The sequence below is a fragment of the Rhizobium sp. YTUHZ045 genome (assembly GCF_051124255.1).
In the GTDB taxonomy this organism is placed as follows: domain Bacteria; phylum Pseudomonadota; class Alphaproteobacteria; order Rhizobiales; family Rhizobiaceae; genus Rhizobium.
In genome coordinates, this window is sequence record NZ_CP101432.1 from 4,378,771 (window position 1) to 4,401,047 (window position 22,277).

At 61.8% G+C, this 22,277-nt stretch carries 22 protein-coding genes and 1 tRNA gene; 9 read left to right on the forward strand and 14 right to left on the reverse strand.

Annotated elements, in window-relative coordinates; translation table 11 throughout:
• Positions 1–343 precede the first annotated feature (343 nt).
• The 8 genes from NMA58_RS21405 to NMA58_RS21440 all read right to left on the reverse strand — a co-directional run bounded on the left by NMA58_RS21405 (position 344) and on the right by NMA58_RS21440 (position 11,479).
• Positions 344–1,873 carry an ABC transporter substrate-binding protein gene (locus NMA58_RS21405; RefSeq protein WP_434711844.1) on the reverse strand — a complete coding sequence of 510 codons (1,530 nt, stop codon included), beginning with the start codon at positions 1,871–1,873 and terminating at the stop codon, positions 344–346.
• A 110-nt stretch (positions 1,874–1,983) separates the two neighbouring features.
• Complete coding sequence (locus NMA58_RS21410) at positions 1,984–2,979, reverse strand: P1 family peptidase (RefSeq protein ID WP_434711845.1); 996 nt, start codon at positions 2,977–2,979, stop codon at positions 1,984–1,986.
• 126 nt (positions 2,980–3,105) lie between these two features.
• Positions 3,106–3,300, reverse strand: coding sequence for a hypothetical protein (locus NMA58_RS21415; RefSeq protein WP_003544544.1), 195 nt, complete (start codon positions 3,298–3,300; stop codon positions 3,106–3,108).
• Positions 3,301–3,822: 522 nt separating this feature from the next.
• A complete protein-coding gene (locus NMA58_RS21420) occupies positions 3,823–6,762 on the reverse strand; it encodes an aminotransferase (protein ID WP_434711846.1) in 2,940 nt (979 codons plus the stop codon).
• A 119-nt stretch (positions 6,763–6,881) separates the two neighbouring features.
• Positions 6,882–7,766, reverse strand: a complete 885-nt coding sequence (purU, locus tag NMA58_RS21425; protein ID WP_434711847.1) for a formyltetrahydrofolate deformylase — start codon at positions 7,764–7,766, stop codon at positions 6,882–6,884.
• 308 nt (positions 7,767–8,074) lie between these two features.
• Complete coding sequence (locus NMA58_RS21430) at positions 8,075–9,091, reverse strand: acyltransferase family protein (RefSeq protein ID WP_434711848.1); 1,017 nt, start codon at positions 9,089–9,091, stop codon at positions 8,075–8,077.
• Positions 9,092–9,146: 55 nt separating this feature from the next.
• Positions 9,147–10,427: a hypothetical protein gene (locus tag NMA58_RS21435; RefSeq protein ID WP_434711849.1), complete on the reverse strand. Its 1,281-nt coding sequence runs from the start codon at positions 10,425–10,427 to the stop codon at positions 9,147–9,149.
• Positions 10,428–10,429: 2 nt separating this feature from the next.
• Positions 10,430–11,479 carry a glycoside hydrolase family 5 protein gene (locus tag NMA58_RS21440; protein WP_434711850.1) on the reverse strand — a complete coding sequence of 350 codons (1,050 nt, stop codon included), beginning with the start codon at positions 11,477–11,479 and terminating at the stop codon, positions 10,430–10,432.
• Between the two features lie 135 nt (positions 11,480–11,614).
• Between NMA58_RS21440 and NMA58_RS21445 the strand changes: the two genes are divergently transcribed.
• The 3 genes from NMA58_RS21445 to NMA58_RS21455 all read left to right on the forward strand — a co-directional run bounded on the left by NMA58_RS21445 (position 11,615) and on the right by NMA58_RS21455 (position 14,205).
• Entirely contained in the window at positions 11,615–13,261 is a 1,647-nt protein-coding gene (locus tag NMA58_RS21445; protein ID WP_434711851.1) for a GumC family protein, read from the forward strand.
• Between the two features lie 61 nt (positions 13,262–13,322).
• Positions 13,323–13,655 carry a hypothetical protein gene (locus tag NMA58_RS21450; RefSeq protein ID WP_221114642.1) on the forward strand — a complete coding sequence of 111 codons (333 nt, stop codon included), beginning with the start codon at positions 13,323–13,325 and terminating at the stop codon, positions 13,653–13,655.
• A gap of 259 nt (positions 13,656–13,914) precedes the next feature.
• Positions 13,915–14,205 (forward strand): DUF982 domain-containing protein, encoded by a 291-nt coding sequence (locus NMA58_RS21455; RefSeq protein WP_434711852.1) that lies wholly within the window; start codon positions 13,915–13,917, stop codon positions 14,203–14,205.
• Positions 14,206–14,336: 131 nt separating this feature from the next.
• Here the strand turns inward: NMA58_RS21455 and NMA58_RS21460 are convergent.
• Positions 14,337–14,421 (reverse strand) — tRNA-Leu (locus NMA58_RS21460).
• 168 nt (positions 14,422–14,589) lie between these two features.
• Here NMA58_RS21460 and NMA58_RS21465 point away from each other — a divergent pair.
• Entirely contained in the window at positions 14,590–14,997 is a 408-nt protein-coding gene (locus tag NMA58_RS21465; protein WP_434711853.1) for a BA14K family protein, read from the forward strand.
• 10 nt (positions 14,998–15,007) lie between these two features.
• Here NMA58_RS21465 and NMA58_RS21470 read toward each other — a convergent pair whose 3' ends face one another.
• Complete coding sequence (locus tag NMA58_RS21470) at positions 15,008–15,301, reverse strand: SelT/SelW/SelH family protein (protein WP_011423629.1); 294 nt, start codon at positions 15,299–15,301, stop codon at positions 15,008–15,010.
• Positions 15,302–15,426: 125 nt separating this feature from the next.
• Between NMA58_RS21470 and NMA58_RS21475 the strand changes: the two genes are divergently transcribed.
• The 3 genes from NMA58_RS21475 (at position 15,427) to NMA58_RS21485 (ending at position 17,259) form a co-directional block, all read left to right on the forward strand.
• Positions 15,427–16,164 carry a type 1 glutamine amidotransferase gene (locus NMA58_RS21475; RefSeq protein ID WP_434711854.1) on the forward strand — a complete coding sequence of 246 codons (738 nt, stop codon included), beginning with the start codon at positions 15,427–15,429 and terminating at the stop codon, positions 16,162–16,164.
• An 11-nt stretch (positions 16,165–16,175) separates the two neighbouring features.
• Positions 16,176–16,733: a sugar O-acetyltransferase gene (locus NMA58_RS21480; protein WP_434711855.1), complete on the forward strand. Its 558-nt coding sequence runs from the start codon at positions 16,176–16,178 to the stop codon at positions 16,731–16,733.
• A 73-nt stretch (positions 16,734–16,806) separates the two neighbouring features.
• Positions 16,807–17,259, forward strand: coding sequence for a GFA family protein (locus NMA58_RS21485; RefSeq protein ID WP_221113150.1), 453 nt, complete (start codon positions 16,807–16,809; stop codon positions 17,257–17,259).
• Positions 17,260–17,395: 136 nt separating this feature from the next.
• Here the strand turns inward: NMA58_RS21485 and NMA58_RS21490 are convergent, their stop codons facing one another.
• The 3 genes from NMA58_RS21490 to tenA form a co-directional block, all read right to left on the reverse strand.
• A complete protein-coding gene (locus tag NMA58_RS21490; RefSeq protein ID WP_434711856.1) occupies positions 17,396–17,626 on the reverse strand; it encodes a type II toxin-antitoxin system CcdA family antitoxin in 231 nt (76 codons plus the stop codon).
• A 56-nt stretch (positions 17,627–17,682) separates the two neighbouring features.
• Complete coding sequence (lepA, locus tag NMA58_RS21495) at positions 17,683–19,515, reverse strand: translation elongation factor 4 (RefSeq protein ID WP_434711857.1); 1,833 nt, start codon at positions 19,513–19,515, stop codon at positions 17,683–17,685.
• A 77-nt stretch (positions 19,516–19,592) separates the two neighbouring features.
• Positions 19,593–20,291 carry a thiaminase II gene (gene tenA, locus NMA58_RS21500; RefSeq protein ID WP_434711858.1) on the reverse strand — a complete coding sequence of 233 codons (699 nt, stop codon included), beginning with the start codon at positions 20,289–20,291 and terminating at the stop codon, positions 19,593–19,595.
• Positions 20,292–20,429: 138 nt separating this feature from the next.
• Here tenA and NMA58_RS21505 point away from each other — a divergent pair, with 138 nt between their 5' ends.
• Both NMA58_RS21505 and NMA58_RS21510 read left to right on the forward strand, forming a co-directional pair.
• Positions 20,430–20,999 (forward strand): helix-turn-helix domain-containing protein, encoded by a 570-nt coding sequence (locus tag NMA58_RS21505; RefSeq protein WP_085776616.1) that lies wholly within the window; start codon positions 20,430–20,432, stop codon positions 20,997–20,999.
• 24 nt (positions 21,000–21,023) lie between these two features.
• A complete protein-coding gene (locus tag NMA58_RS21510; RefSeq protein ID WP_434711859.1) occupies positions 21,024–21,542 on the forward strand; it encodes a GNAT family N-acetyltransferase in 519 nt (172 codons plus the stop codon).
• Positions 21,543–21,563: 21 nt separating this feature from the next.
• On the opposite strand, the gene NMA58_RS21515 is transcribed toward NMA58_RS21510, so the two are convergent.
• Positions 21,564–22,169 carry an HAD-IA family hydrolase gene (locus tag NMA58_RS21515; protein WP_183700681.1) on the reverse strand — a complete coding sequence of 202 codons (606 nt, stop codon included), beginning with the start codon at positions 22,167–22,169 and terminating at the stop codon, positions 21,564–21,566.
• Positions 22,170–22,277: the final 108 nt, after the last annotated feature.

The following is a 22,277-nucleotide window of genomic DNA, read 5'->3' on the forward strand; positions in this document are numbered from 1 at the left end:
CTCACGCGGAGCACCCGACGCGCCGGCGGCAAGTTTGGCGAGAACGCCAACCTCACTTTCCGTCCCAGACCTTGAGCCTGGGATCCATGCCACTGCTGTTGATGGATGTGGTGTGGATGCTCGGGTCAAGCCCGAGCATGACGGAGCGTGAGGCTGGCGGGAGGAGGCAATCAGCGCGCAGATGCCCATGCCAGGAATACCATACGTCAACAAAACCAAACAATGCCGGCCCGGACTGAACTGGCCTGGTGAGGGAGGGAGAGGGCTGCGTGCCATATCGGCCAAATGTATATCGGATCTCCCCAAGGCCATCACCTCATCGCACCCCTACCGAGCTTACCGCTCACTCGTCCCAGGAAACACCGGAAAGCACATTGGAGGGAATCGGCTCGTTCTCCCATAGCCCCTTCAACTTCCTGTCCCAGACACCGAGTTTCGGCATGACGAAAAGGTAGAGCGCCGGCACGTCTTCGGCGAGAATCTTCTGCGCCTCCCCATAGATCGCATTCTGCGCCGCAGGATCGGCCGTCTCCTGGACCTTCTTCATCAGCGCGTCGAAGGCCGGGTTCTTATAATTGAAATAATAGGGATCGCGCGCATAGATGTCGATGTCGAGCGGTTCGGCATGGGCGACGATCGTCATGTCGAAATTGCGATCCTTCATCACGTCCTGAACCCATTTTGCCGGGAATTCCGTCGGCTCGATGTTCATTGTCACGCCGATCTCGGCAAACATCGCCTGCATTACCTGGGCGCTGCGCGGCGCATAGGCCATCTGCGGCGATTTGATCGTGAAGGTGAAGCCATTGGGGTAGCCGGCTTCAGTAAGCAGCGCCTTTGCTTTTTCGACATCATAGGGCAGCACGCCGGTCATGTCCTTGTAGCCCGGATCGTTCGGCGTGTAGTGGCTGCCGATCGGCGTGCCGAGGCCGGACCACGCCCCGTCGATCACCGTCTGGCGGTCGATCGCCATCATCAGCGCCTGGCGGACGCGCTTGTCGTCGAAGGGCTTCTTCGCATTGTTCATGCCGGCGACGACCTTGAGTTCGGTATTGCCGACCTTGGTGATGAGTCTGGTGTCGCCTTCGAAGGAACTCATCAGCTCGGGCGCGGCAAATTCCGGAAAGGCGTCGAGATCGCCGGATTTCAGCGCGGCCGCCTGCGCCTGCGGATCGGCGATGAAGCGGAAGGTCACCTTCTCGAGCTTGGCAAACGCATCCTCGTTCCAGTAGTCGCCATTCCTGACGAGTTCGACCCTGTCGCCCTTCGTCCAGCTGGCGAATTTGAAGGGACCGGTGCCGATCGGCGTCACTTTGTCGTTGTCGGCCGTCTTCGGGGCGACCATGACGGATGCCGGCCAGCCGAGCCAATAGATCAGGCTGCCGGTCGGCGCCGAGAGATGCAGCACCAGCGTTTCGGCGTCTGGCGTCTCTATCGAGGCGATCGAGGCGAAGAAGCGCTTCTGCGGGTTTACCGAATCCGCCCCGCGGGCGCGGTCCAGCGAAAACTTGGCGGCAGCGGCATCGAATGCTTCGCCGTCATGAAATTTGACGCCGGTCCGCAGCTTGAAGGTATAGATCAGGCCATCGGCCGAGATTTCCCAGCTTTTCGCCAGCTGCGGCTGGACCTTGCCGGTCTGATCAATCGTCACCAGCCCCTCGAACACATTCTGCCAGGTGACCTGGCCGATCGCGACCGGTGCGGCGATCGTCGGGTCGAGGCCGGTTGGTTCGACGCTCATGCCGAGATTGAGGGCGGTCTTGGCCGCTTCAGCCGGTGTCATTGCCGTCACTACGAGACCGGCCGACAACGCAGCACCGAGGGAAAGCCGCTTGATGAAGCGCCCCGAAGACGCAAACGAAACCTTGTTCATCATATCCCCCGGCACATGATTCGGTTCTCACCAGCTCGTCGAAAATACATCAGCGCCAGGATCTGCATTCACGTGTCTCCGCCATTCTATCAGGTTGCGACCCTATTCAATCAATGGCGTTCAGCATAGCGGTCTCGCCATGCTATTTGTCCGCCTTCGGCCGGAAGGGCGCTTGCCATATAGACGCCGCGCGCGATTGCCCGCGCCATCACGATCGTGGCGAGGTGGCAAAGTTCCACCAGGCTTGCCATGTCGTTTCTGGAATGTCTGGCGGTCGAAGCGGCAAAGACGGTATCGCCGTCGAGCGGCAGATGTGCCGGCAGCAGCGCCCGGGCAAGGCCGTCATGACCGGCAAGTGAAAGCCGATGCGCTTCCGCCTTCGTCAGCTGCGCGTCGGTAACGACAGCGCCGATCGTCGTTGCCGGCGTGCTCATTCCCTTGAGCCGCATCCGGTGATCGGTCGTCGCAGGCATGCCGAGCCCGCCGAACTCGCCGTCTTTCTCGAAGGGTGCCGCCCAGAAATGCGGCCCGTCGGCGATCGTTGCCGAACCGAGCGCATTGACGGCGACGATCGCACCGATGCGGTGACCGGCGCTGCTGACGGCACTGGCCGAGCCGAGCCCGCCCTTGAAAGTGGCCGTCGTCGCCCCTGTGCCGGCGCCGGCGGTGCCGAGCGCAAATTCACCCTTGGTCGCGGCCTTCAATGCCGCATAACCCATCTCACGATAGGGAGAGTGAAGGCCCCAATCCTTGTCGCCCCCGTTCAGCAGGTCCATCAGGATCGCTTGCGGTACGATCGGAATCCTCACTGGCCCGACTGCAAAGCCGCGGCCGGCTTCGCGCAAGCCGGCCTGCACGCCGCCGGCCGCGTCGAGCCCGAAGGCCGAGCCGCCCGAGAGCACGAAGGCATCGACGGCACTGACGGTCATCGACGGGTCGAGCAGGCCGGTGTCACGTCCGCCCGGCGCGCCGCCGAGCACCGCGCCGGAGGCAACCGCCGGCTCGTCGAAGACAATGACCGTGACTCCGGATCCCAGCACGAGGTCGGTCGCATGGCCGACGGAAACGCCTTCGATGTCGGTGAGCAGATTGAGAAGATCGGGCAAGGGCTGATCCTGGTGGCGCTGATCCGGCCGATAGGACTGCAATTGCCCTCAAAAAACAAGACCGGCCCTTCTGGCAGGACCGGTCACATCGGAAAAGCCGCGAAAGTCGGTAGCGGCCGCATGCCGTCAGGCATGAAGCGGCTTCGGATGACGGCGGGTCATCAGGTCGTGGATGGCCAGCCGCACCTCGTCGGGCGAACCGAACCGCTGCTCATCGAGGTCGTGGACATGGAATTTCACGGCGATGAACTTCAGCCGATCTTCGTCGGGGATAACGATGCCGACGGGAACGCCTGCATATTCGATAACTTGCTTCTTCATAGATAGAACTCCTGCCGCGCGGGCATGCGCAGCCATGGCGAATTGACTTGTCTGGTACCGTTGAAAGGAGGACGAACGTCACATTCGACAGTTCGGGCGGGAGAGGGCGCCCGGACGGTCATTGCCAAGCACAGATCGCCCAAGGAGAGTGGCGAGAATTTCGATGTCTATCATGTCTCGTTCCTTTCGTTGGCGTTGCGCTCGATGGTCCCGGAAGAGTCCCGGGGCCGGTGATTGCTGTCTTCAATATCTACTAACTTAGTAGAGATTACTCGACAGCCTGTCGGAAACATATTCCGAAACGTGTCAAAATATCGACGATCCGAAAAAATTCATTCCATTCTGGCCCGAACTTACAGAAGGAAACATATCAGCTCTTCGTAAAATTCGCATGACAGAATCGAAACTCTTTCGATCGCCGCAGCAGAAATAGGAAGTCTGTCTGATTCCGGCAATGGGCCTCATCGTTAAAAATCGAGATGCCTCGAAATGACCGATTTGGTTAACGTCCGAAAGCATGGATCACCAGCCTTCCTGGAGCACCTTTTCCAGCATGTCTGCGAAGAAATCCGCGCTTTGGATACTGAGGCAGAGCGGGGGCTTGATCTTCAGCACATTTTGGTGATCGCCGGTTGGCTGCATGACGACACCGAGCTCGAGAAGCCGGTCGCAGATCGCCGCCGTCTCTTCCGTCGCCGGCTCAAGCGTCGTTCTGTCGCGGACGAATTCCAGGCCGAGATAGAGACCCATGCCGTGGACGGCGCCGGCGATCGCGTGCCGATCGATCAGCGCGGCAAGCCGCGCTTTCAGATGATCGCCGACCGTGCGGACATTTTCCTGCAGCTTCTCCTCAGCAATGATATCGAGCACCGTCATGCCGGCGACGCAGCTGACCGGGCTGCCGCCGGTGGAGGAGAAGAAAGGCCCTTGCTTCTCCAGCGACTGCGCAATCTCCCGTCTGGTGATGACGGCGCCGAGCGGATGGCCATTGCCCATGCCCTTGGCGATAGTGATGATATCGGGCACGACCCCTTGCTGTTCGAAGCCCCAGCAATAATGGCCGAGCCTGCCGTAACCGACCTGCACCTCGTCGGCGATGCAGAGCCCGCCGCGGGCGCGCACCTCGGCGTAGATCTCCTTCAGGTATCCTTCCGGCAACGGAATGCCGCCCGCATTGCCGTAGACCGATTCGCAGATGAAGCCCGCAAGGCCTTCGCCGCCGGCGTCGATCGTCTCGAGTATCGGCTTGACGGCGGCCAGGTAGCTCGCCGCCGTGTCGGGTCCGCGAAACGCGCCGCGATAGGTATTCGGCGAAACGGCCGCATGCACCCAATCCGGTCGGGTGGTCAGCGCCAGCGGATTGTCGGCGATTGAAGTGGAGACGGCGTCGCTCGCCGCCGACCAGCCATGATAGGCTTCGAGCAGGCAGAGCATGTTGCGGGCGCCGCTATGGGCCTGTGCCAGTTGAATCGCCAGATCGTTCGCCTCGGAGCCGCTGTTGACGAGGAAGACCGCGTCGAGGCCATCAGGCGCGAGCGCCGCGAGACGCTCGGAAAACTCCGCAATCGCCGCATAGTGGAAGCGTGAATTCGTATTGAGCCGCAGCCATTGGGCGTTGATTGCCGCCGCCAGTCTGGGATGGCCGTGGCCGACAATCGTGACATTGTTGACCATGTCGAGATAGGCGCGGCCCTCGACATCGAACAGATGTTCCCTCCAGCCGCGCTCGATCTGCGGCGGCGCGGCATAATAGTTCTTCTGGGCGCCGGCGAGATGAGCCTGCCGCCTGACGAGCAGTTCGGCGGTCTCCGGTTGCGGCGCATCCGCTCCCGGGCTGAGAAGGGATGAAGGCGAAGGGCACAGCACCGACCAGGCGGCTGCCTCGCGCGGCGTGGCAAAGAGCGGCGGCTCGAGGCCCACGACTCTGCAGAGCTGGAGGCGCAGGCCACCGAGCGACGAAGTCTCTCCGAAAACTGAACCGAGCGGATCGCCGGCGGCAAGCACGGCGCCATCCTCGACCCCACCCTCGATCAAAGGGTCGAGCCCATCGAGGTGCAAGGTCATGCTGTCGTCCGTCAGTGTCAGATGCTGGTCCTTCCAGCCGATGCGGCCGGCAAAGGGCGCCGCGACCGCGCTTCCTGCAGCAAGGCAGATGTCGACATGCAGGGCGAAGGTCGCCTGTGCCCTCGTGTTTCCGAGGGCAGCGCGGGAAAGCCGATATTCACCATAGCGCGTCGCCGCCGTGCCGTTTTCGGTTGCAGCCCGGGCAAGCAGCCGCCAGTCCATGTCGGCGTCCAGCCAGTTGCCTGCGGAAAAATGCGCACTTCCTACGCCAAGGTCGACATAGGCGATCGTGGTGGGGTCGATATCGGGCAGCAAGGGCAGCCATTCTGATGCCGACGGGGCGGCGACATCAGCGCCAGCGGCCTTGAGGATCGCAGCTTCCATGAGTTCGAAAGGAACCGACATTGCCGTATCGAAGATCGCCCGCTCGCGGTCGAGATTGCTGCGGACATAATCGTTATCGGGATCGATCGACATCTGCTGTTCGCTGCTGGCGACGAGGATGACCGCGCGTGCGACGATCAACGGCCACAGTGCTTTCAGTTCTTCGTCGGTCAGCGGATAGATCGCCTGATAGGCGGTGACGGCGGGCAGGATATGAAAGGGATCGCCATTCGCCTGATGCAGCAGCGAAGCGCAGGTGACGGCAAGATCGCCGACCAGCCAGCCGCGGATGATGTCGCCGAAATCGATCACGCCATCAGGGATCGTGTGGCCACGGGCGTCGCGATGGCCGACGACATTGTCGCCGGTGACGTCGTGATGGACGGCCTGAAGCCGAAGCGACGGCGCCAAGGGCTGGATGCGGCGAACGGCCATCACCATGGTTTTCGCGATCCGGTCGCGGGCAGCGCTGTCGGTGATCGCGGATAGCAGCTGTACGGCGACAGGGCCGGCGCGTCGCAAATCCCACTGCAGGCTACGGTCGAGGCCGGGATGGTCGAAATCGGCAAGCGCCTGCGCCAGTCTCGCGCAGAGCGCGCCAAGCGCCGCGACGGACGCCGGCGCCACATATCTCATCTCCGTCAGTCCCTGGCCTTCCAGATATTCCAGCAGCCGGACCTGATAGTCCCGCCCGCGCACCGTAAGGACGACAATTTCCCGCCCGTCATTCGTGGCGATCACCTTCGGAACACGTGGCGCGTCCTGCCGGCTCTTGAGATGATGGAGCGCGGCATTCTGCGCCTCGAGCTCGCGGGCCTCGTAGGCGGCGTGGCAGATCTTCAGGACGTATCGACCGCGATCACTGTCGAGGCGGTAGTTCCGATCCTGCTGGCTGCCGAGTTCGGAGAGAATGCCGGATAGGCTATAATGGGCAAGAAGGATTTCTTCCGCGTCGGCAACGGTAACGTCGGGACGCGGCAGCGTCATGCGATCAACAAGCGCCTCGTCGGTCATGACACCCCTCCCGCAGTATGATTCGATTACCCCTTAAGCGCGATAATCAAATACTTGCAGCTGGCAGGCAACGGGAGATTGTTGTCCGCCAGCAAAAGGGATGCGCGGCCTCGGCCGACTCACCCCATGCGTTCGGAGGCGTAGCTTCCGGGGCTGGCCGGGAAGACGACGGTGCGGTTGCCGTTGATGAAGGTGCGGTGATGGATATGGGCGTGAATGGCGCGCGCCAGCACCTGGCTTTCGACGTCGCGGCCGATCGAGACATAGTCGTCGGGCGACTGCGCATGGGTGATGCGGGCGGTGTCCTGCTCGATGATCGGGCCTTCGTCGAGGTCGGCAGTGACGTAATGGGCGGTTGCGCCGATCAGCTTGACGCCGCGGCTGTAGGCCTGCTTGTAGGGGTTGGCGCCCTTGAAGCTCGGCAGGAAGGAGTGGTGGATGTTGATGATCTTGCCCGACATCTGCTTACAGAGCTGGTCGGAGAGAACCTGCATGTAGCGGGCAAGCACGATCAGCTCGGTGCCGGTCTGCTCGACGAGGTCGACGAGCTGGGCTTCGGCCTGCGGCTTGTTCTCCTTGGTCACCTTGATGTGGTGGAAGGGGATGTCGTGATTGACCACAACCTTCTGGTAGTCGAAATGGTTGGAGACGACGCCGACAATGTCGATCGGCAGGGCGCCGATCTTCCAGCGGTAGAGCAGGTCGTTGAGGCAATGGCCGAAGCGCGACACCATCAACAGCACCTTCATGCGGCTCTCGCTGTCGTGGAAGTCGTATTCCATGGCGAAGGGCGCGGCGACGGCGGCAAAATCGGCGCTGATTGCGGAACCGGAAAGTCCTTCCTCGGAAATGAAGCTGACGCGCATGAAGAACCTGCCGGTATCGAGATCGTCAAACTGCGAGCTGTCGATGATGTTGCAGCCCTTGTCGGCCAGATAGCTCGAAATCGCCGCAACGATGCCGCGAGTCGACTTGCAGGATACCGTCAATACATAGCTTTTCATGTCTCTCCCTCTTCCCTCTTGGAGGCCGCAGCCCGTGCATAGATCAAAGCCCGTGCCGCGAATAGGCCGGCGCACTTTCATTTATGCGACAAATTGCAAGATAAACCATCACGTTCCTGCAAGTTCTCTCATCGCGACATCAGCTTAGGAGAAGTTGCTCAAAACGCTGTGCCGCCAGCGCCGCGCGGATGTGTATTCTCGCCTTCAGTGAATGAAACTAAAGCATGTCGCTGAAAGCTGATGAGCAATTTGCGACATCGAGAGGCGGGAAACCAAGGATGTGAAGGACAGGAAGTGAATCCGATGGGTTAGGCCGGCGGACGGCTCACGGCCGCCACTTTCCGGCGCGGCGTGGTGATTTCGTGGACGATTGCTCCGCCGATCGACGAAAGCACCAGCGCCAGGACCACGAAGAGCAGCGGCTGCTGCAGGATGCCGATCGGCAGGCGGTCCGAAGCCACCCTCAGGAAAGCGAGTGTGAAGGCGTGGGTGATGTAGATGCTGTAGGAGCAGTCGCCGAGATAGTTCAGCCATGCCAGAACCGGCAACCGGGAAAAGTCGATGGAAACTGCCCCGTAGATGATGAAGATCGCCGGGATTCCCCAGGCGTAGAACCGGCTCTCCGGCGGCATCAGCGCTTCGTTGACGAAGAGGAACACAAAACCCGTGGCCAGTGCCGCCCATGCCCAGCGGTTCGGCAGAAGGACCTTCTGCCCGTAAAGCCAGCCGAGCACGACGCCGGCGAGGAACTCCAGCATGATGGGCTGACCGTAGAACCGGGTGGCCGTCGTTTCCGGCAGCAGCCGGCAGGCAATCAGGATCACGGCAAAGACGGCGAACATCGCTGGAATCCGGCGGGCTTCCGACAGCGGCAGCAGCAAGGCAAACACAAAATAGAAGAACATTTCGTAATTCAGCGTCCAGCCCGGCACGACGACAGGGCTGATCGTGCTTGGATCGGCGGCATTGGCCCATGGCAGGAACATCAGCGAGGCGATGAGATGCGGAAGGCCGAACACCGTGGATTTCAGCAGTGAAGGCGCCACCAGCGCCACGGCCGCCGAAAACAAGGTTGCCAGCCAATAGAGCGGGACGATCCTCCTGATGCGGCGGCGGGCGAAATCGCTGGGGCTGATCGCGCGCCCGCTCGTCGTCAGCCACATGACGAAACCGCTCAGCACGAAAAAGATGTCGACGCCCGTTTCGCCATAAAGAAAAGCCGTGGCGTCGACGGCGGGATTGACCTTGGCAAGCTGCAATATCGCATGGAAATAAACGACCATCAGCGCCGCAACAGCGCGCAGATATTGAAGCTGGACAAGCATCGAAGCGTCTTGCTCCTCGGGCTCGCGGACGCCGGTTTCCACCGTGCCGCTACGGTCAACTCAGTACATCTGCCGCACGACCCTGCCGGATGCGCGGGCTGTCGTGGAAGCGCATATACCCGACGACGAACCACAAGAGGCCGGCAATCTTCATCGAGAAAACGGCGGTCCCCCCGATCATCATATTCAGAAAAATGAAAAGAGAAAGTGAATGGGCGCATCGCCGCTGCGCCGCCGTACGGCCGGCGGGGAAGAGGCAGACGAACAGCCAGAGCGCGATGACGCCGAAGATCGTCGCCGCGTAGATCAGGTACACGTAGCCGCTGTCGGCGAACTCGGCGACCCTGTCGACCGAAAGCCCGAGTACGGCGAGAGGATCGAGCTCCATGATCTTCTTCATCGTCAGGTTGATGCGGCCGGTGAAATTGTCGCCCGTCGCATTGGGTTTGAGGGTATAGACGACGAACCCCGCGGCGACGATCAGCGGCATTAGCGCCAGATTGAAATTCCTCGGGATCTTCGGAAAGACGAAATAGCCGACGATACAGGCAAAACAGAAGATCAGCATTGTGCGCGTATCGTTCGTCACCAGGATCAGCACCGCCGTGCTGATGAAGAGCAGCCGGTCCCAGCGCCCCAGTCTTTCCCACATGGAAATCAGGTAGATCGCGATCACGCCGCAAAAATTGGCAAGCGACACTTGTTCGAGAAAAATCGACGACGAGCGATGGTCGATAATGCCGAAGGAAAAGCGCTCGGGAAAGCCGAGAGCGTTCTGGAACAGGCCTGTCGTGTTGTAGCTCAGCGGCAGCAGCCCGCGCGTATTGGCGAAATAATCGGACGGATGCACGATGCTGACATAGAAGGGCACGCTGATGATCTCGAAGATCAGGAAGATCAGCACCGCAAGGCTTGCCCAGCGGAAGGCCAGCTTCATCGTTCTCTCGTTGCTCCAGCCGCCGAGGCCGGTAAAGCAGAAGATGATCAGCACGTTGCGGAAATGATCGACGAACGGCATGCGGTTGAGCACGCTGACATAGATGGTCACGACAAGCGTGAACAGCAGGAACAGGAAGCCCGGCAGATCCGTCTCGTAGATCCCCTTATGAAGGATGTAGATGATCGCGCTTGCCAGAATCAGGCCTTCGCTGGCGGCGACATGCGTCATCGAAAGCGGCATGATGTTGTGGTTGATGAAGGCAAGAATGCCGTTATAGAGCATCGAAAGCAGGCCAAGCCAGAGCACCGCATGATCGACGCGAGACGCCCCCCCGGCCGCGTCGAGGCGGTTGCCCGACACCGTGAAAGTCGCTGCCTTCTGATCGACTGTCGCCACGTTCAATTCCCCGCAGGCTTGACGGCGGTGCAGGCGCCGGCGTCCGCTTTCGCCGACGCGGCGAGAAGCCGCATCTGCGGTCGCTCAGGGCCCTTGCCCGGCTGAACGTTGAAAGGTTCGTCCGCCGGCCACCATTCGCCCGCCGCCCAATAGGACCAGCCGAGCCAGACATCGCTATTGCCGGACATGGTCGCGTAGATCTTGGTCAGGCCGCTCATGCAGTCCTTGTCGGCGGAACCGCCGAATTCGCCAAGAAAACCGCGTTTATGGTTCCGCTTCAGCCAGGCGGTGACCCCGGTGATGGCCTCGACCGCGGTGGCGGCGCCTTCGCAGGTGGCATGGGTTCCCGACGAATCGACGTCGAGATATTGATGGACCTCATAAGCGTAGAAATCGAGCGGGTCGCGCACGCCGAGCATGACAGTACCGTTGGCACCGCCGATCACATCCTCTTCCCAGCTGTGAGCGCCGCTCCAGGCGGTGCCCGGCACCAGGATAAGGTTGCGAGCGCCGACGGCGCGGATGGCGCGGATCGCCGCGTTGGCGGCATCGAGCCAGTCGGTGGCCTTGATGTCGTGCGGCTCGTTCATCAGGCCGAAGAGAATGCCGTCCTGATTGGCGAATTCGACCGCGAGCCTTGCCCAGAAGTCGGCGAAAGCAGCGTCCGTCGCCGGCGCGGTGCCGATCTGCGCCTTATCGTAATAGCCGAAATTATGTGGGTCGAGCAGAACGGCCATGGCCCGCTTTCGGATCAGGCCGACCGTATCCTTGATCCGCTTGAGTTCGTCCTCGTCCAGCCGCCCGCCGAGCGCCGGCTGCAGCCGCTCCCAGCGGAAGGGCAGCCGAATGATCGTCATGCCCTTTTCGGCGAAATAGCGGATCGTCTGCTCGCTCGGATAGATGTAGTTCGTACCGTAGATGGCGCCGCGCTCGCCATATTCGCCGCCGGAAAGATTGACGCCGCGATAACACGGCGCGCCGGCCGCAAAGGCCGGCGACGGCATAAGGGCGGCCGCAAGCAGCAGCGCCGCCAGATGTCGTGTCGTCCTCATAGCTATCCTCGCAATCACGGCAAATCGCAACATCGACGTCGCTGCGCCTATCTTAACGGTCCGTTAGCTAAGAATTTCTAAAGTCGCAGCACCTCGGCTTCAGTCTTTCACGCTGGGCGGGACACGAGTGCGCGTATGAGTCACTATGACAGGAACAGGGTAAGCCGGCTGCCCGGCTGGCGCAGTTACGAGCCGTCTCCGACTGCGTCGGAAGGCGTGCGCCCGCGCAGTCCGGTTATTCGTCCGGATGATTTCGCCCGTCCCGAGCCCAAGCCAGCCCCACCGCCTTTCGTGCCACCGTCGGCACGGGTTGCAGACATCCGTCGATCCGAGCCGCCGTCCGCCGCTGCCGCCGTACGGCCTGCGGCCCTAGAACCGCCTGCGGCCCCAGAACCGGCTGTGGCCAATGTGCCGCTGCAGAACACATCCGCGCCCGCCGCCGCGCTTCTCGACCTCCGCTCCAGCATCGCGGCGATCTGGAGCCGCCGGCTGGTGGTGTTTGTGCTGGCCCTTTTTGGAGCCGTCGGGGGCGGCGTGGTGGCGCCGCTGATCGGCCAGAAATTCACTGCCGTCAGCAGCCTTTATTTCGATCCGCGTCAGATCGGGCTGGCCGAGGCTGGCGCGCAATCTTCGGGCCCGTCGCCGGAGATGATCTCGGCGCTGATCGACAGCCAGGTGCAGATCCTGACCTCGGGCAATGTGCTGCGCCGCGTCGTCGAGGCGATGAAGCTCGACCAGGATCCGGAATTCAACGGCGGCAGGACGGATGGCGCGGCCGTGATCGGCGCCCTGCAGAAGGCGCTTGTCATCACCCGCCAGACCGGCACCTATGTCGTTTCGCTCGCCGCGACGACGAACGACCCCGAGAAATCCGCGAAGCTTGCCAACCAGGTGGTCACCTCCTTTACCGAGGAGGAAAACAGCGCCTCGAACGGCCTCTACGAAAACACCTCCTCGACGCTGGACGGACGCCTTGCCGATCTGCGCCAGAAGGTGCTGGAGGCCGAGCAGGCGGTCGAAACTTTCCGGGCCGACAACGACATGGCCGCGACCGAAGGCAACCTGATCTCCGACCAGCGCCTCGTCTCGCTGAACACGCTCTTGGTAACGGCGCAGGAAAAGACCATCCAGGCGAAGGCCCGCGCCGATGCCGTCGCCCATCTGCGCGTCGAAGACATTGTTGCCGGAAACCAGGCGGAAGGCGGCGTCACCTCGCCGCTCGTCAGCTTGCGTCAGCAATATGCCGCCCAGGCCGCCGCCGTCGGCAGCCTTGAAAGCCAGATGGGCACGCGTCATCCGCGCCTGCAGGCGGCGCGCTCCTCGCTGCAGAGCATAGCAGGCGAAATCAGGGGCGAATTGCAGCGCCTCGCCACCTCGGCAAAGGGCGAATACGAGCAGGCCAAGGCCGCCGAGGACAGCGTCGCCAAGGAGCTCGCCGTTCAGAAGGCGCTGCAGGCGACGACCTCGGACAAGCAGGTGGAGCTGAACGAATTGCAGCGCAAGGCAACGGCCGCGCGCGATATCTACGAAACGGTGCTCAAGCGCTCGAGCCAGACGAGCGAGGAGCAGAACCTCAGCCAGAGCAACATCCGCGTCATTTCTCCGGCCGACCCACCGGTCAAGGCCGATGGCCCGGGAAAGAAGATCCTGATGGTCGCCGGCATCATCGGCGGCTTCCTCGCCGGGTTCTTCCTGGGCGCTGCCTTTGCCATCCTCGCCGGTCTCTTCGGTCACCCCATCATCAGAGGCTATTTCAGGAAATCGCCCGCCGCAGCGGCTTGATGCGGGCCGTCGATTTTCCTACATGCGGAAGAAGCGGTTTGTCGCCGGCAGGAGAATTCCCATGCGGCTGTTGATGATGCTTCTGATATCACTCGGCGTCCTGTCCGGCCTCGCCCCGGCGTCAGCCTTCGCTGTCGACTGGACGAAATCCGTGGATTCTACTGTTCAACCCCTCTATCCCTACAAGGGCCTTCCCGGCGTCAAGGCGCAGCCGGACAAGAAGGAAGAGGAATCCTATAATTGCCGCACCGAGACCGTCCAGATCCGCCGCCGCTATGACGAAATCTTCCGCTCCGGCGGCATGCCGACGCTGATGTATGTCTGCGACCGCGACGGCTTCGTCACCATGGGCGAAAAGGTTCCGCTCCGCGGCCATTACCAGCCGGTGCGGTGAGAATCGTACCAAGCGGCGGTGCGATGATGGTCAGTTGCAGGCTGAGAGTTGGCCGCCGGAGGCTTGCGGGATGTTGCAAGACGCGGCGGAGTTTTCCGCAGGCCATGCGCTGAACGATGGAACCGCGTCCGCACCGCTCATTCATCTTTTGCCCAAATCATTCATGAGCGCTGCTCTATCGGGCAACGAACGCGCCTTCCGCTCCCCGGCATGCTTCTTGCTTCATTACTAATATTCTAACCTTTGGGGAGAAAGTGTCATGCAATGGAACGCATCACCGAATTTTGCACCTCTTGTCCTCTTTCTTGGCGGTCAGCGTAGGGTCGTCAAGACGCTCCGAGACGCGGCCGAAGTGCTGATAATCGATTGGCCATTCGACGATGGAGAGGAATATGTCGCGGCCGTGAAGGCTTGCGATGATGCCCTCGCGGGAGAGGCCGGGATGGAGGAATTGAGGGAATTGCTTCTTCGCGCCGCCAGGGAAGCCGGCATTACCGCTTTGTCAGTCGTATCGGGTAGCGGCAAGACGACATCCCACATGGCGGCGTGACAGGCCTTCAACCTGCGCCGATTCTTGGAACCGGTATCCAGACAAGCAGGTCGATGGCCTCTGTCAACAGGGCCAAGTGCGCAATTTTGGAAAGATCTGAATGTTTGATCTTGGCAGCGATCAAAAGGAAATGGTGCCCAGAAGAGGACTCGAACCTCCACGCCTCGCGGCACAGGTACCTGAAACCTGCGCGTCTACCAATTCCGCCATCTGGGCGACGGAGAGCGATGTAAGGGGGTGGCTCGTGACTGTCAACTGGGTTTTTGAAGTTTTCCTGACAGTCTGCAAAAAACAACCGATCACATGCGAGGGAGCGGCCGGAGGGGAGCCATAGCGCTTCGGTCCGGGCGACCTATATAGAGGGAGTCTCGAAAGGAATGCCTCATGCCTGCTGCTCGCACGCTTCTGCTCGCCGGCCTTTTTGCCGTTTTCGCGCCTCTCATGGCCGGCGCTGATTCGCCGAAGCCGGGTCTCGGGCCGGTCAACACGGGATCGACGCTCTGCGATTTTCGCGGCTGCTTCGGTTTTGGGCCGCAGCAATGGCATCGCCCGGCTTATGTCCAGCCGAATTACCGTCCGCGCGGCGCGGGGCCGACCTATTACCTGCCGGGCGCGGCGGGACGGCCGCAGCTGACCTATGACCCGCCGCCGGTACGCCAGGTGCAGCCGCCACGTGATCTGAACAAGCACATCGCCTGGTGCACCAATGAATACCGTTCCTACAATCCGAGGACGGATCACTTCCTCACCTATGAAGGCGTCTACAGGGTCTGCCGCTCGCCCTATCGCTGAGCGTGCTTGGTCAGCTTTCGTGCGAGACGCGGTCGACATGGCCGAGATCGCGGCCGGGCTCGATGATGTCGCGGACGCGTTGCTTCAGCTCTTTCGGCCCGGGAAAGCCGCCGTCGCGCTTACGCTCCCAGATGAGATCCCCATTGACGCGGATTTCGAAATTGCCGCCGGTGCCCGGGATCAGCGCCACCTCGCCGAGACTGTCGGAAAAGGTGCTCAGCAGCTCCTGCGCCATCCAGGCGGCGCGCAGCAGCCAGTTGCACTGGGTGCAGTAGAGGATCGAGACGCGGGCTTTTTCGGTCATGGCGTTTTCCTTTCGTTTGGCATGATTTAAGCGCTTGCGGCGTGCAGACGCAATCGCGCACGGGCAAGCATCTTGCGCGCCGTTCTTCGGCATGGTTTCTAACTGCCGACCACCGGGGAGAACCTATGCGAGTCGCAGTCGTCGAAAATATGCGCAACACCGGCCTCGGCGCGCTTGCCACGGCGCTAAACGAGGCGGGTGCTGAGATCGAGTGGTTCCGGGTCTGGCGGGATGGCATCCTGCCGCCGGACATATCCGGTCATGACGCGCTGGTCGTTCTCGGCGGCGAGCAGAGTGCGCTGGATGACGAGACGCATCCTTATCTGCCGGAGCTCGCCCGGCTCGCGCGCCGCTTCGGCGATGCCGGCAAGGCCGTGCTCGGCATCTGCCTCGGCAGCCAGATTCTTGCCCGCGCCTATGGCGCCGACAACCATCTCGGAGCCGCCCGCGAATTCGGCTGGCACAGCATCGGCGTCACTGATGAAGGCCGCTCCGATCCGCTGCTCTCGGCGCTTGGCGGCGAATTCACCATCTTCGAGTGGCATGCCGATACCTTTTCCCTGCCGAAAGGCGCCGTTCGTCTCGCGACCAGCCTTGTCGCCGAGAACCAGGCCTTCCGTATCGGCCGCGCCGTCTACGGCACGCAGTTTCATTTCGAGGCCGACAGAAGGGTGGTCGAGCAGTGGAAGGCGGAATTCCCTGACACGATAGAACGCATCGCGCCTGGTTGGCTGCAAAGCTATGCCGAACTGGCTGCGCGGCATGCTGGTGGCGCCGATGCCGCCGGCCTTGCCATCGCCCGCGCCTGGGTCGGGCAGATCGAACGGCAAGAGGTCGAGATGCGGTCGCAGGTCCCGGCTTGAAGAGCGATGCGATGACGGCAAGCGAACGCGAGAAGATGGCGGCGGGTGAGTGGTATTGCTGCCTGGATGACGAACTCGATCACCTTCGCCGGCAGGCGCGGCTCGCCGTCCACGCCCACAATACGCTGCCGCCGGACGAGCGCGGCGCCGCAGCCCCCGCCCTCAGGGCGCTTTTTGCACGAGCCGCCCCCGATATCTTTATCGAAGCGCCGTTTCATTGTTCCTACGGCATCAACATCACCCTCGGCGAGCGCGTCTATATCAACTCCGGCTGCGCCATCCTCGATTCCGGCAGCGTGACGATCGGCGATCGCACCATGTTCGGACCGGGCGTGCAGATTTATTGCGCCGAGCATCACAAGGATTCGGCGCTTCGCAGTAGGGGAATCGAGATCGCCCGGCCGGTCGCAATCGGCAGCGAAGTCTGGATCGGCGGCTGCGCCATCATCCTCGGCGGCGTGACGATCGGCGATGGCGCGATCGTGGGTGCGGGCGCCGTCGTCACCAAGGATGTGCAGGCGGGCGCAACGGTGGTCGGCAATCCGGCGCGTCCGATAAACCGCTTTTGAGATTTGCACCGGTGCGCTCCCTCGACAATGACGCCGCATCCTCTAGATCAGAGGACGGAAGGGGAGAAAGATCATGACATCACCGAATTTGCCCATGCAAGGCGGCTGCCGCTGCGGCCGGGTGCGCTTGAAGATCAGCGCTCCGCCGCTGCTGGCCATGGCCTGCCATTGCACAGGCTGCCAGAAGATGACGGCGAGCGCCTATTCGCTGAGTGCCGCCATCCCCAGCGAAGGTTTCGAGGTTACCAAGGGCGAGCCTGTTATCGGCGGCCTGCACGGCGCCACCAGGCATTATTTCTGCCCGCACTGCATGAGCTGGATGTTCACCCGGCCGGAAGGCATGGACTGGTTCGTCAATCTGCGCGTCACCATGCTCGACGACCCGAGCTGGTTCACGCCATTCATCGAGACATGGACGAGCGAGAAGCTGTCGTTTGCCGAGACCGGCGCGGTGTATAGTTACGAAGCGCTACCCGAGATGGACGCCTATGAGGGGTTGGTGAAGGAGTATATGAGCAGGGGATAAGGCTCAGAAGCCTTGGAAGAGAAAGTCCATGGCGCCGATGATGACATCGCTTTTGCCCGATAGATCTGTGACGGCTTCTCCAATTTCCGAGGTCGGGACAGAGCGGTTCTGCGCTTCAATCAAAAACTGAACCGCTCTAAAACTGACGGTACTCGGCGAGCGGCAGGCCGTGTTTTTCGACATATTCGTTTTCGAGCCGGATCGCCTCGGCGTTCTCGATCCGCCACAGCCGCTCGCGTTCCGCCTTTATCGCTTTCGCAATACCTTCTTCCGCCGCCCGCGATATGTTGATCTTGAGCTCGCGGGCCTGGGAAACGAGGCTTTCATCAAGTGAAAGATTCGCTGCTGTTCTCGCCCGATGACCCATAACGATCTCCTCGTCTTATGCGCAAATCATATGCGCATAAGCGTCATTGAGAAGCGTTATTCGTCGCCCATCTTGAGCGCGGCGATGAAGGCTTCCTGCGGAATCTCCACCTTGCCGAACTGGCGCATGCGCTTCTTGCCTTCCTTCTGCTTGTCGAGCAGTTTGCGCTTGCGAGTGGCGTCGCCGCCATAGCACTTGGCGGTCACGTCCTTGCGCAGCGCCGAGATGGTTTCGCGGGCAATCACGTTGCCGCCGATCGCCGCCTGGATCGGGATCTTGAACATGTGCTTCGGAATAAGCTCCTTCAGCCGCTCGCACATGTCGCGGCCGCGCTTTTCAGCTGCCATGCGATGCACAAGCATCGAGAGTGCATCGACCGGCTCGCCATTGACGAGGATCGACATCTTCACGAGGTTGCCTGCACGGTAGCCTTCGAGGTGATAATCGAAGGATGCATAGCCCTTGGAGATCGATTTCAGCCGGTCGTAGAAGTCGAAGACGACTTCGTTCAGCGGCAGTTCATAGGTCACCATCGCCCGGGTGCCGACATAGGTCAGCTCGGTCTGGATGCCGCGACGGTCCTGGCAGAGTTTCAGGATGCCGCCGAGATAATCGTCCGGCGTCATGATTGTCGCCTTGATCCACGGCTCGCGGATTTCGGCAATCTTGACGACATCGGGCATGTCGGCCGGATTGTGCAGTTCGCGCTCGCTGCCGTCGGTCATCGTCAGCTGATAGACGACGGAAGGCGCTGTTGCGATGAGATCGAGGTCGAACTCGCGCTCCAGGCGCTCCTGGATGATTTCGAGATGCAGCAGGCCGAGGAAGCCGCAGCGGAAGCCGAAGCCGAGGGCTGCCGACGATTCCATTTCGAAGGAGAAGGACGCGTCGTTGAGGCGAAGCTTGCCCATGGCGGCGCGCAAGTCTTCGAAATCGGCGGCATCGACAGGGAAGAGGCCGCAGAAGACGACCGGCTGCGCCGGCTTGAAGCCCGGCAGGGCTTCGGCGGTCGGGCGCTTGTCTTCGGTGATCGTATCGCCGACGCGTGTATCGGCCACTTCCTTGATCGAGGCGGTGATGAAGCCGATTTCGCCGGGGCCGAGGCTGTCGACATTGACCATCTTCGGCGTCAGCACGCCGACCCGTTCAACCTGGTATTTCGCGTCGGTGCCCATCATGCGGATCGTCTGGCCCTTGGTCAGCACGCCGTCGATGACGCGCACGAGAACCATGACGCCGAGGTAGGTGTCGTACCAGCTGTCGACCAGCAGCGCCTTCAGCGGCGCCTTCTCGCCGCCCGGGCTCTTCGGCGCCGGCAGCTTGTGGACGATCGCTTCCAGCACGTCGGGAATGCCGAGGCCGGTCTTGGCCGAAATCAACACGGCCTCGGAAGCGTCGATGCCGATCACTTCCTCGATCTGTTCCTTGATGCGGTCGGGCTCTGCGGCCGGCAGGTCGATCTTGTTGAGCACGGTGACGAGCTCGTGGTTGTTGTCGATCGCCTGGTAGACATTGGCGAGCGTCTGCGCTTCCACGCCCTGGCTGGCGTCGACGACCAGCAGCGAGCCCTCACAGGCCGACAGCGACCGCGAGACTTCATAGGCGAAATCGACGTGGCCGGGCGTGTCGATCAGGTTGAGAATGTATTTCTCGCCATTGTTTGCCTGATAGTGCAGGCGCACGGTCTGGGCCTTGATGGTGATGCCGCGTTCGCGCTCGATCTCCATATTGTCGAGCACCTGCTCGGACATTTCGCGCTCGGCAAGTCCGCCCGTCGTCTGGATCAGGCGGTCGGCCAGCGTCGATTTGCCGTGGTCGATATGGGCCACGATCGAGAAGTTGCGGATATGGGACAGCGGAGTGGTCGAATTGGTGTTCATGCGCGCCATATAGCAGCGCCGCCCCCTGCCGCAAAGCGGTAATTAATCGGGAGTTTACGCTATTTTGCGGGTCTGCCCGGCCTGCGTCAGACCGGCCAGCTCTCCAGCCGCCAGGCCGAATCCCAGAACATCCATTCATATTGGGAGGCGCGCACGAAAACGTCCATCATTTCGGCGCGCTCCGTCTCCGATGCGGCGCGGGCGGCGATATCGGTCAGTGCGATCACTTCGCGGGCGCCAGCGGCGAATTGCGGATCGCCATAGGTGTTGATCCAGGCCTGATAAACATTGCCTTCGATCGCGGGTCTGCCTTTGATGCCTTCGCCGACATGCATGTAGATCCAGAAGCAGGGCAGGATGGCCGAAAGCGCAACAGCATAGGACCTATGATAGGCGGTCGCCAGAAGGAAATTCGTATAGGCGAAGCAGGAAGGCGAGGGCTCTGCGGCCGTCACATCTGCGCTCGAAATGCCGAATTGAGAGAGGAAGCCTGCATGCAGGCCCTGCTCGACGGTGATCGCCTTCTGCGCCGAACCGAGGAAGCGCAGCACCTGCGCATTGTCGGGCGCCTTTGCCGCGACGATGGCGAGGCACCGGGCATAATGCTTCAGATAGATTGCGTCCTGCAGGATGTAGTGACGGAAAACCTCCGGCGGCAGCGTGCCGTCCGAAAGCCGTTCCAGGAGCGGCAATCGCTCGATCTCGGCCATGAGAGGCTTGATCCGGTCCCAGGCGGCGGCCGTGAAGTTTCCTGTGATTTCGATGTTCTGCAAGCTGCCGTCCATGATGTCCTCCCCTCTCCAAGCGCCGCTGCCATATATCGGCGGCACGGCGGTGAAGGCAAGCGCGACGACGCATCAAAAAGACGCTTGATTCCATGATGAGATAAGGTATTTCTCTTATAGTAGAATCTAGGATCGGCGATGGAACAGGAACTCGAACAGGCGATCGGCAGCCGCATTCGCACCTTGCGGCTGGAAAAGGGCCTGACGCTGGATGAGCTTTCCGAGGCGTCTGGCGTCAGCCGCGCGATGATTTCGCGCATAGAGCGGGCGGAGGCGAGCCCGACCGCCTCGCTGCTGGCAAGGGTCTGCGCCGCGCTCGGCCTGTCGCTCTCAGCCTTCTTTGCAGAGGAGGGGCAGCAAGCCTCGCCGCTGGCGCGGCGGCAGGAACAGCAGGTCTGGCGCGATCCGGAAACCGGTTATCTCAGGCGCGCGGTATCGGCGCCCGGCACCGGCTCCGCCGTCGATATCGTCGAAGTCGAATTTCCACCCGGCGCCCGCGTCAGCTTCCCACCGCATGCGGCATCCCATGACATGACGCAGCATGTCTGGCTCTTCGATGGCGAGCTGGAGATGACTGCGGGTGAGACGGTCTACCGGCTGCGTCCAGGCGACTGCCTGTTCATGCCCGTCGGCGAGGGCCATTCCTTCCATAATCCCGGCAATGCCCCGGCGCGCTATTGCGTCGTGCTCGATCGCGGCGGCCGATGACGACCTTCATTTCAGGAGAAGACCATGCCTGACATTCGCATCCTTTCTGCCGAGGAGGCCCGCGCTGCAATTCCGGCCCTCTCGGAGGTACTGGCCGATTGCGTCACGGGCGGCGCTTCCGTCGGCTTCATGCAGCCCTATGGACCGGAAGATGCCGAGCCATATTGGCTGGACGTTGCAGATGCAGTCGCCGCCGGCAGCAGTCTACTGCTGGTCGCCAAACTCGATGGCCGGATCGTCGGCACGGTGCAGGTGGGTGCCGCGCAGATGCCGAACCAGCCGCATCGCGGCGACCTGAAAAAGCTCCTGGTGCATCGCTCCGCTCGCGGCAAGGGTCTCGCACGCCTGTTGATGGAAGCTGCCGAACGCGAAGCGGCCGCCCGCGGTAAAACCCTGCTCGTGCTCGACACGGCAACCGGCAGCGATGCCGAAGCCATCTACCCGCGCCTCGGCTGGCAGCGCGTCGGCGTCATCCCGGATTATGCGCTGTGGCCGGAAGGCGGCTTCTGCGACACCACGCTGTTCTACAAGCGGCTCGCCTGATTGCGCCCGCGTGGCCCATGCTCACCTTGCGAATATTGGAAACGCGCCGGTAAGCGTCACGCCCGCCGTCCAATGCGTCGCGTTCCAGCCGAACTGCCGCGCTGCTTCGATGTTGGCCGCCATATCGTCGACAAAGGCGATCTCCTCAGGCAGGACCCCCGCGCGTTCGGTCGCCAGCCGGAAGAAATCAGGCGACGGTTTGCTGTGTCCGAGTGCTGCCGAATAGATGATGTCGTCGAAGTGGGCGCAAAGGCCCAGCTGTTCCATCAGATAATGCGCCCGCCTGTGCTCCTGGTTCGTCGCCAGGAAGAGAGTGATACCGCTTCGCCTGAGAGCGGCGAGATCCGCCAGCAGATTGCGGTCGAGCCGGGAATCGTTTTCGAACCAGTAGTCGATCAGCGCCGCGGCGCTGAGATGGGGCGCGATCTTTGCGAGCACGCCGGCGAGCGTTGGCTCCAGTGCTTCGCGGCCGATGATGATGGCGCCCCAGTGAACCTGGAAAAACTCCTGCTGCAGCAGATCGGGTCGCAGGCCGAGATCGCGCTCGAGATAGGTGAAGTGGGGCAGCCCGTCGGCCGGGCGGCCATGGATGAGCACGCCGTCGACATCGACCATCAGCACTTTCATGCGGCAGTTTCCTTCGGACTCAAAACATCGCGAAGGGTGAAGTCATTCACTTTGGCGATCAAGGGCGCCGCGCCGGCTTTTTTGTCGCGGCCGACCCATGTAAATCTC

Bases quoted from the DNA above. Each gene is read 5' to 3' on its own strand.
- NMA58_RS21405 (WP_434711844.1), bottom strand. From the start codon at position 1,873: ATGAACAAGGTTTCGTTTGCGTCTTCGGGGCGCTTCATCAAGCGGCTT.
- NMA58_RS21415 (WP_003544544.1), bottom strand. From the start codon at position 3,300: ATGAAGAAGCAAGTTATCGAATATGCAGGCGTTCCCGTCGGCATCGTT.
- NMA58_RS21420 (WP_434711846.1), bottom strand. From the start codon at position 6,762: ATGACCGACGAGGCGCTTGTTGATCGCATGACGCTGCCGCGTCCCGAC.
- purU (WP_434711847.1), bottom strand. From the start codon at position 7,766: ATGAAAAGCTATGTATTGACGGTATCCTGCAAGTCGACTCGCGGCATC.
- NMA58_RS21430 (WP_434711848.1), bottom strand. From the start codon at position 9,091: ATGCTTGTCCAGCTTCAATATCTGCGCGCTGTTGCGGCGCTGATGGTC.
- NMA58_RS21440 (WP_434711850.1), bottom strand. From the start codon at position 11,479: ATGAGGACGACACGACATCTGGCGGCGCTGCTGCTTGCGGCCGCCCTT.
- NMA58_RS21445 (WP_434711851.1), top strand. From the start codon at position 11,615: ATGAGTCACTATGACAGGAACAGGGTAAGCCGGCTGCCCGGCTGGCGC.
- NMA58_RS21450 (WP_221114642.1), top strand. From the start codon at position 13,323: ATGCGGCTGTTGATGATGCTTCTGATATCACTCGGCGTCCTGTCCGGC.
- NMA58_RS21455 (WP_434711852.1), top strand. From the start codon at position 13,915: ATGCAATGGAACGCATCACCGAATTTTGCACCTCTTGTCCTCTTTCTT.
- NMA58_RS21465 (WP_434711853.1), top strand. From the start codon at position 14,590: ATGCCTGCTGCTCGCACGCTTCTGCTCGCCGGCCTTTTTGCCGTTTTC.
- NMA58_RS21470 (WP_011423629.1), bottom strand. From the start codon at position 15,301: ATGACCGAAAAAGCCCGCGTCTCGATCCTCTACTGCACCCAGTGCAAC.
- NMA58_RS21475 (WP_434711854.1), top strand. From the start codon at position 15,427: ATGCGAGTCGCAGTCGTCGAAAATATGCGCAACACCGGCCTCGGCGCG.
- NMA58_RS21480 (WP_434711855.1), top strand. From the start codon at position 16,176: ATGACGGCAAGCGAACGCGAGAAGATGGCGGCGGGTGAGTGGTATTGC.
- NMA58_RS21485 (WP_221113150.1), top strand. From the start codon at position 16,807: ATGACATCACCGAATTTGCCCATGCAAGGCGGCTGCCGCTGCGGCCGG.
- NMA58_RS21490 (WP_434711856.1), bottom strand. From the start codon at position 17,626: ATGGGTCATCGGGCGAGAACAGCAGCGAATCTTTCACTTGATGAAAGC.
- lepA (WP_434711857.1), bottom strand. From the start codon at position 19,515: ATGGCGCGCATGAACACCAATTCGACCACTCCGCTGTCCCATATCCGC.
- tenA (WP_434711858.1), bottom strand. From the start codon at position 20,291: ATGGACGGCAGCTTGCAGAACATCGAAATCACAGGAAACTTCACGGCC.
- NMA58_RS21505 (WP_085776616.1), top strand. From the start codon at position 20,430: ATGGAACAGGAACTCGAACAGGCGATCGGCAGCCGCATTCGCACCTTG.
- NMA58_RS21510 (WP_434711859.1), top strand. From the start codon at position 21,024: ATGCCTGACATTCGCATCCTTTCTGCCGAGGAGGCCCGCGCTGCAATT.
- NMA58_RS21515 (WP_183700681.1), bottom strand. From the start codon at position 22,169: ATGAAAGTGCTGATGGTCGATGTCGACGGCGTGCTCATCCATGGCCGC.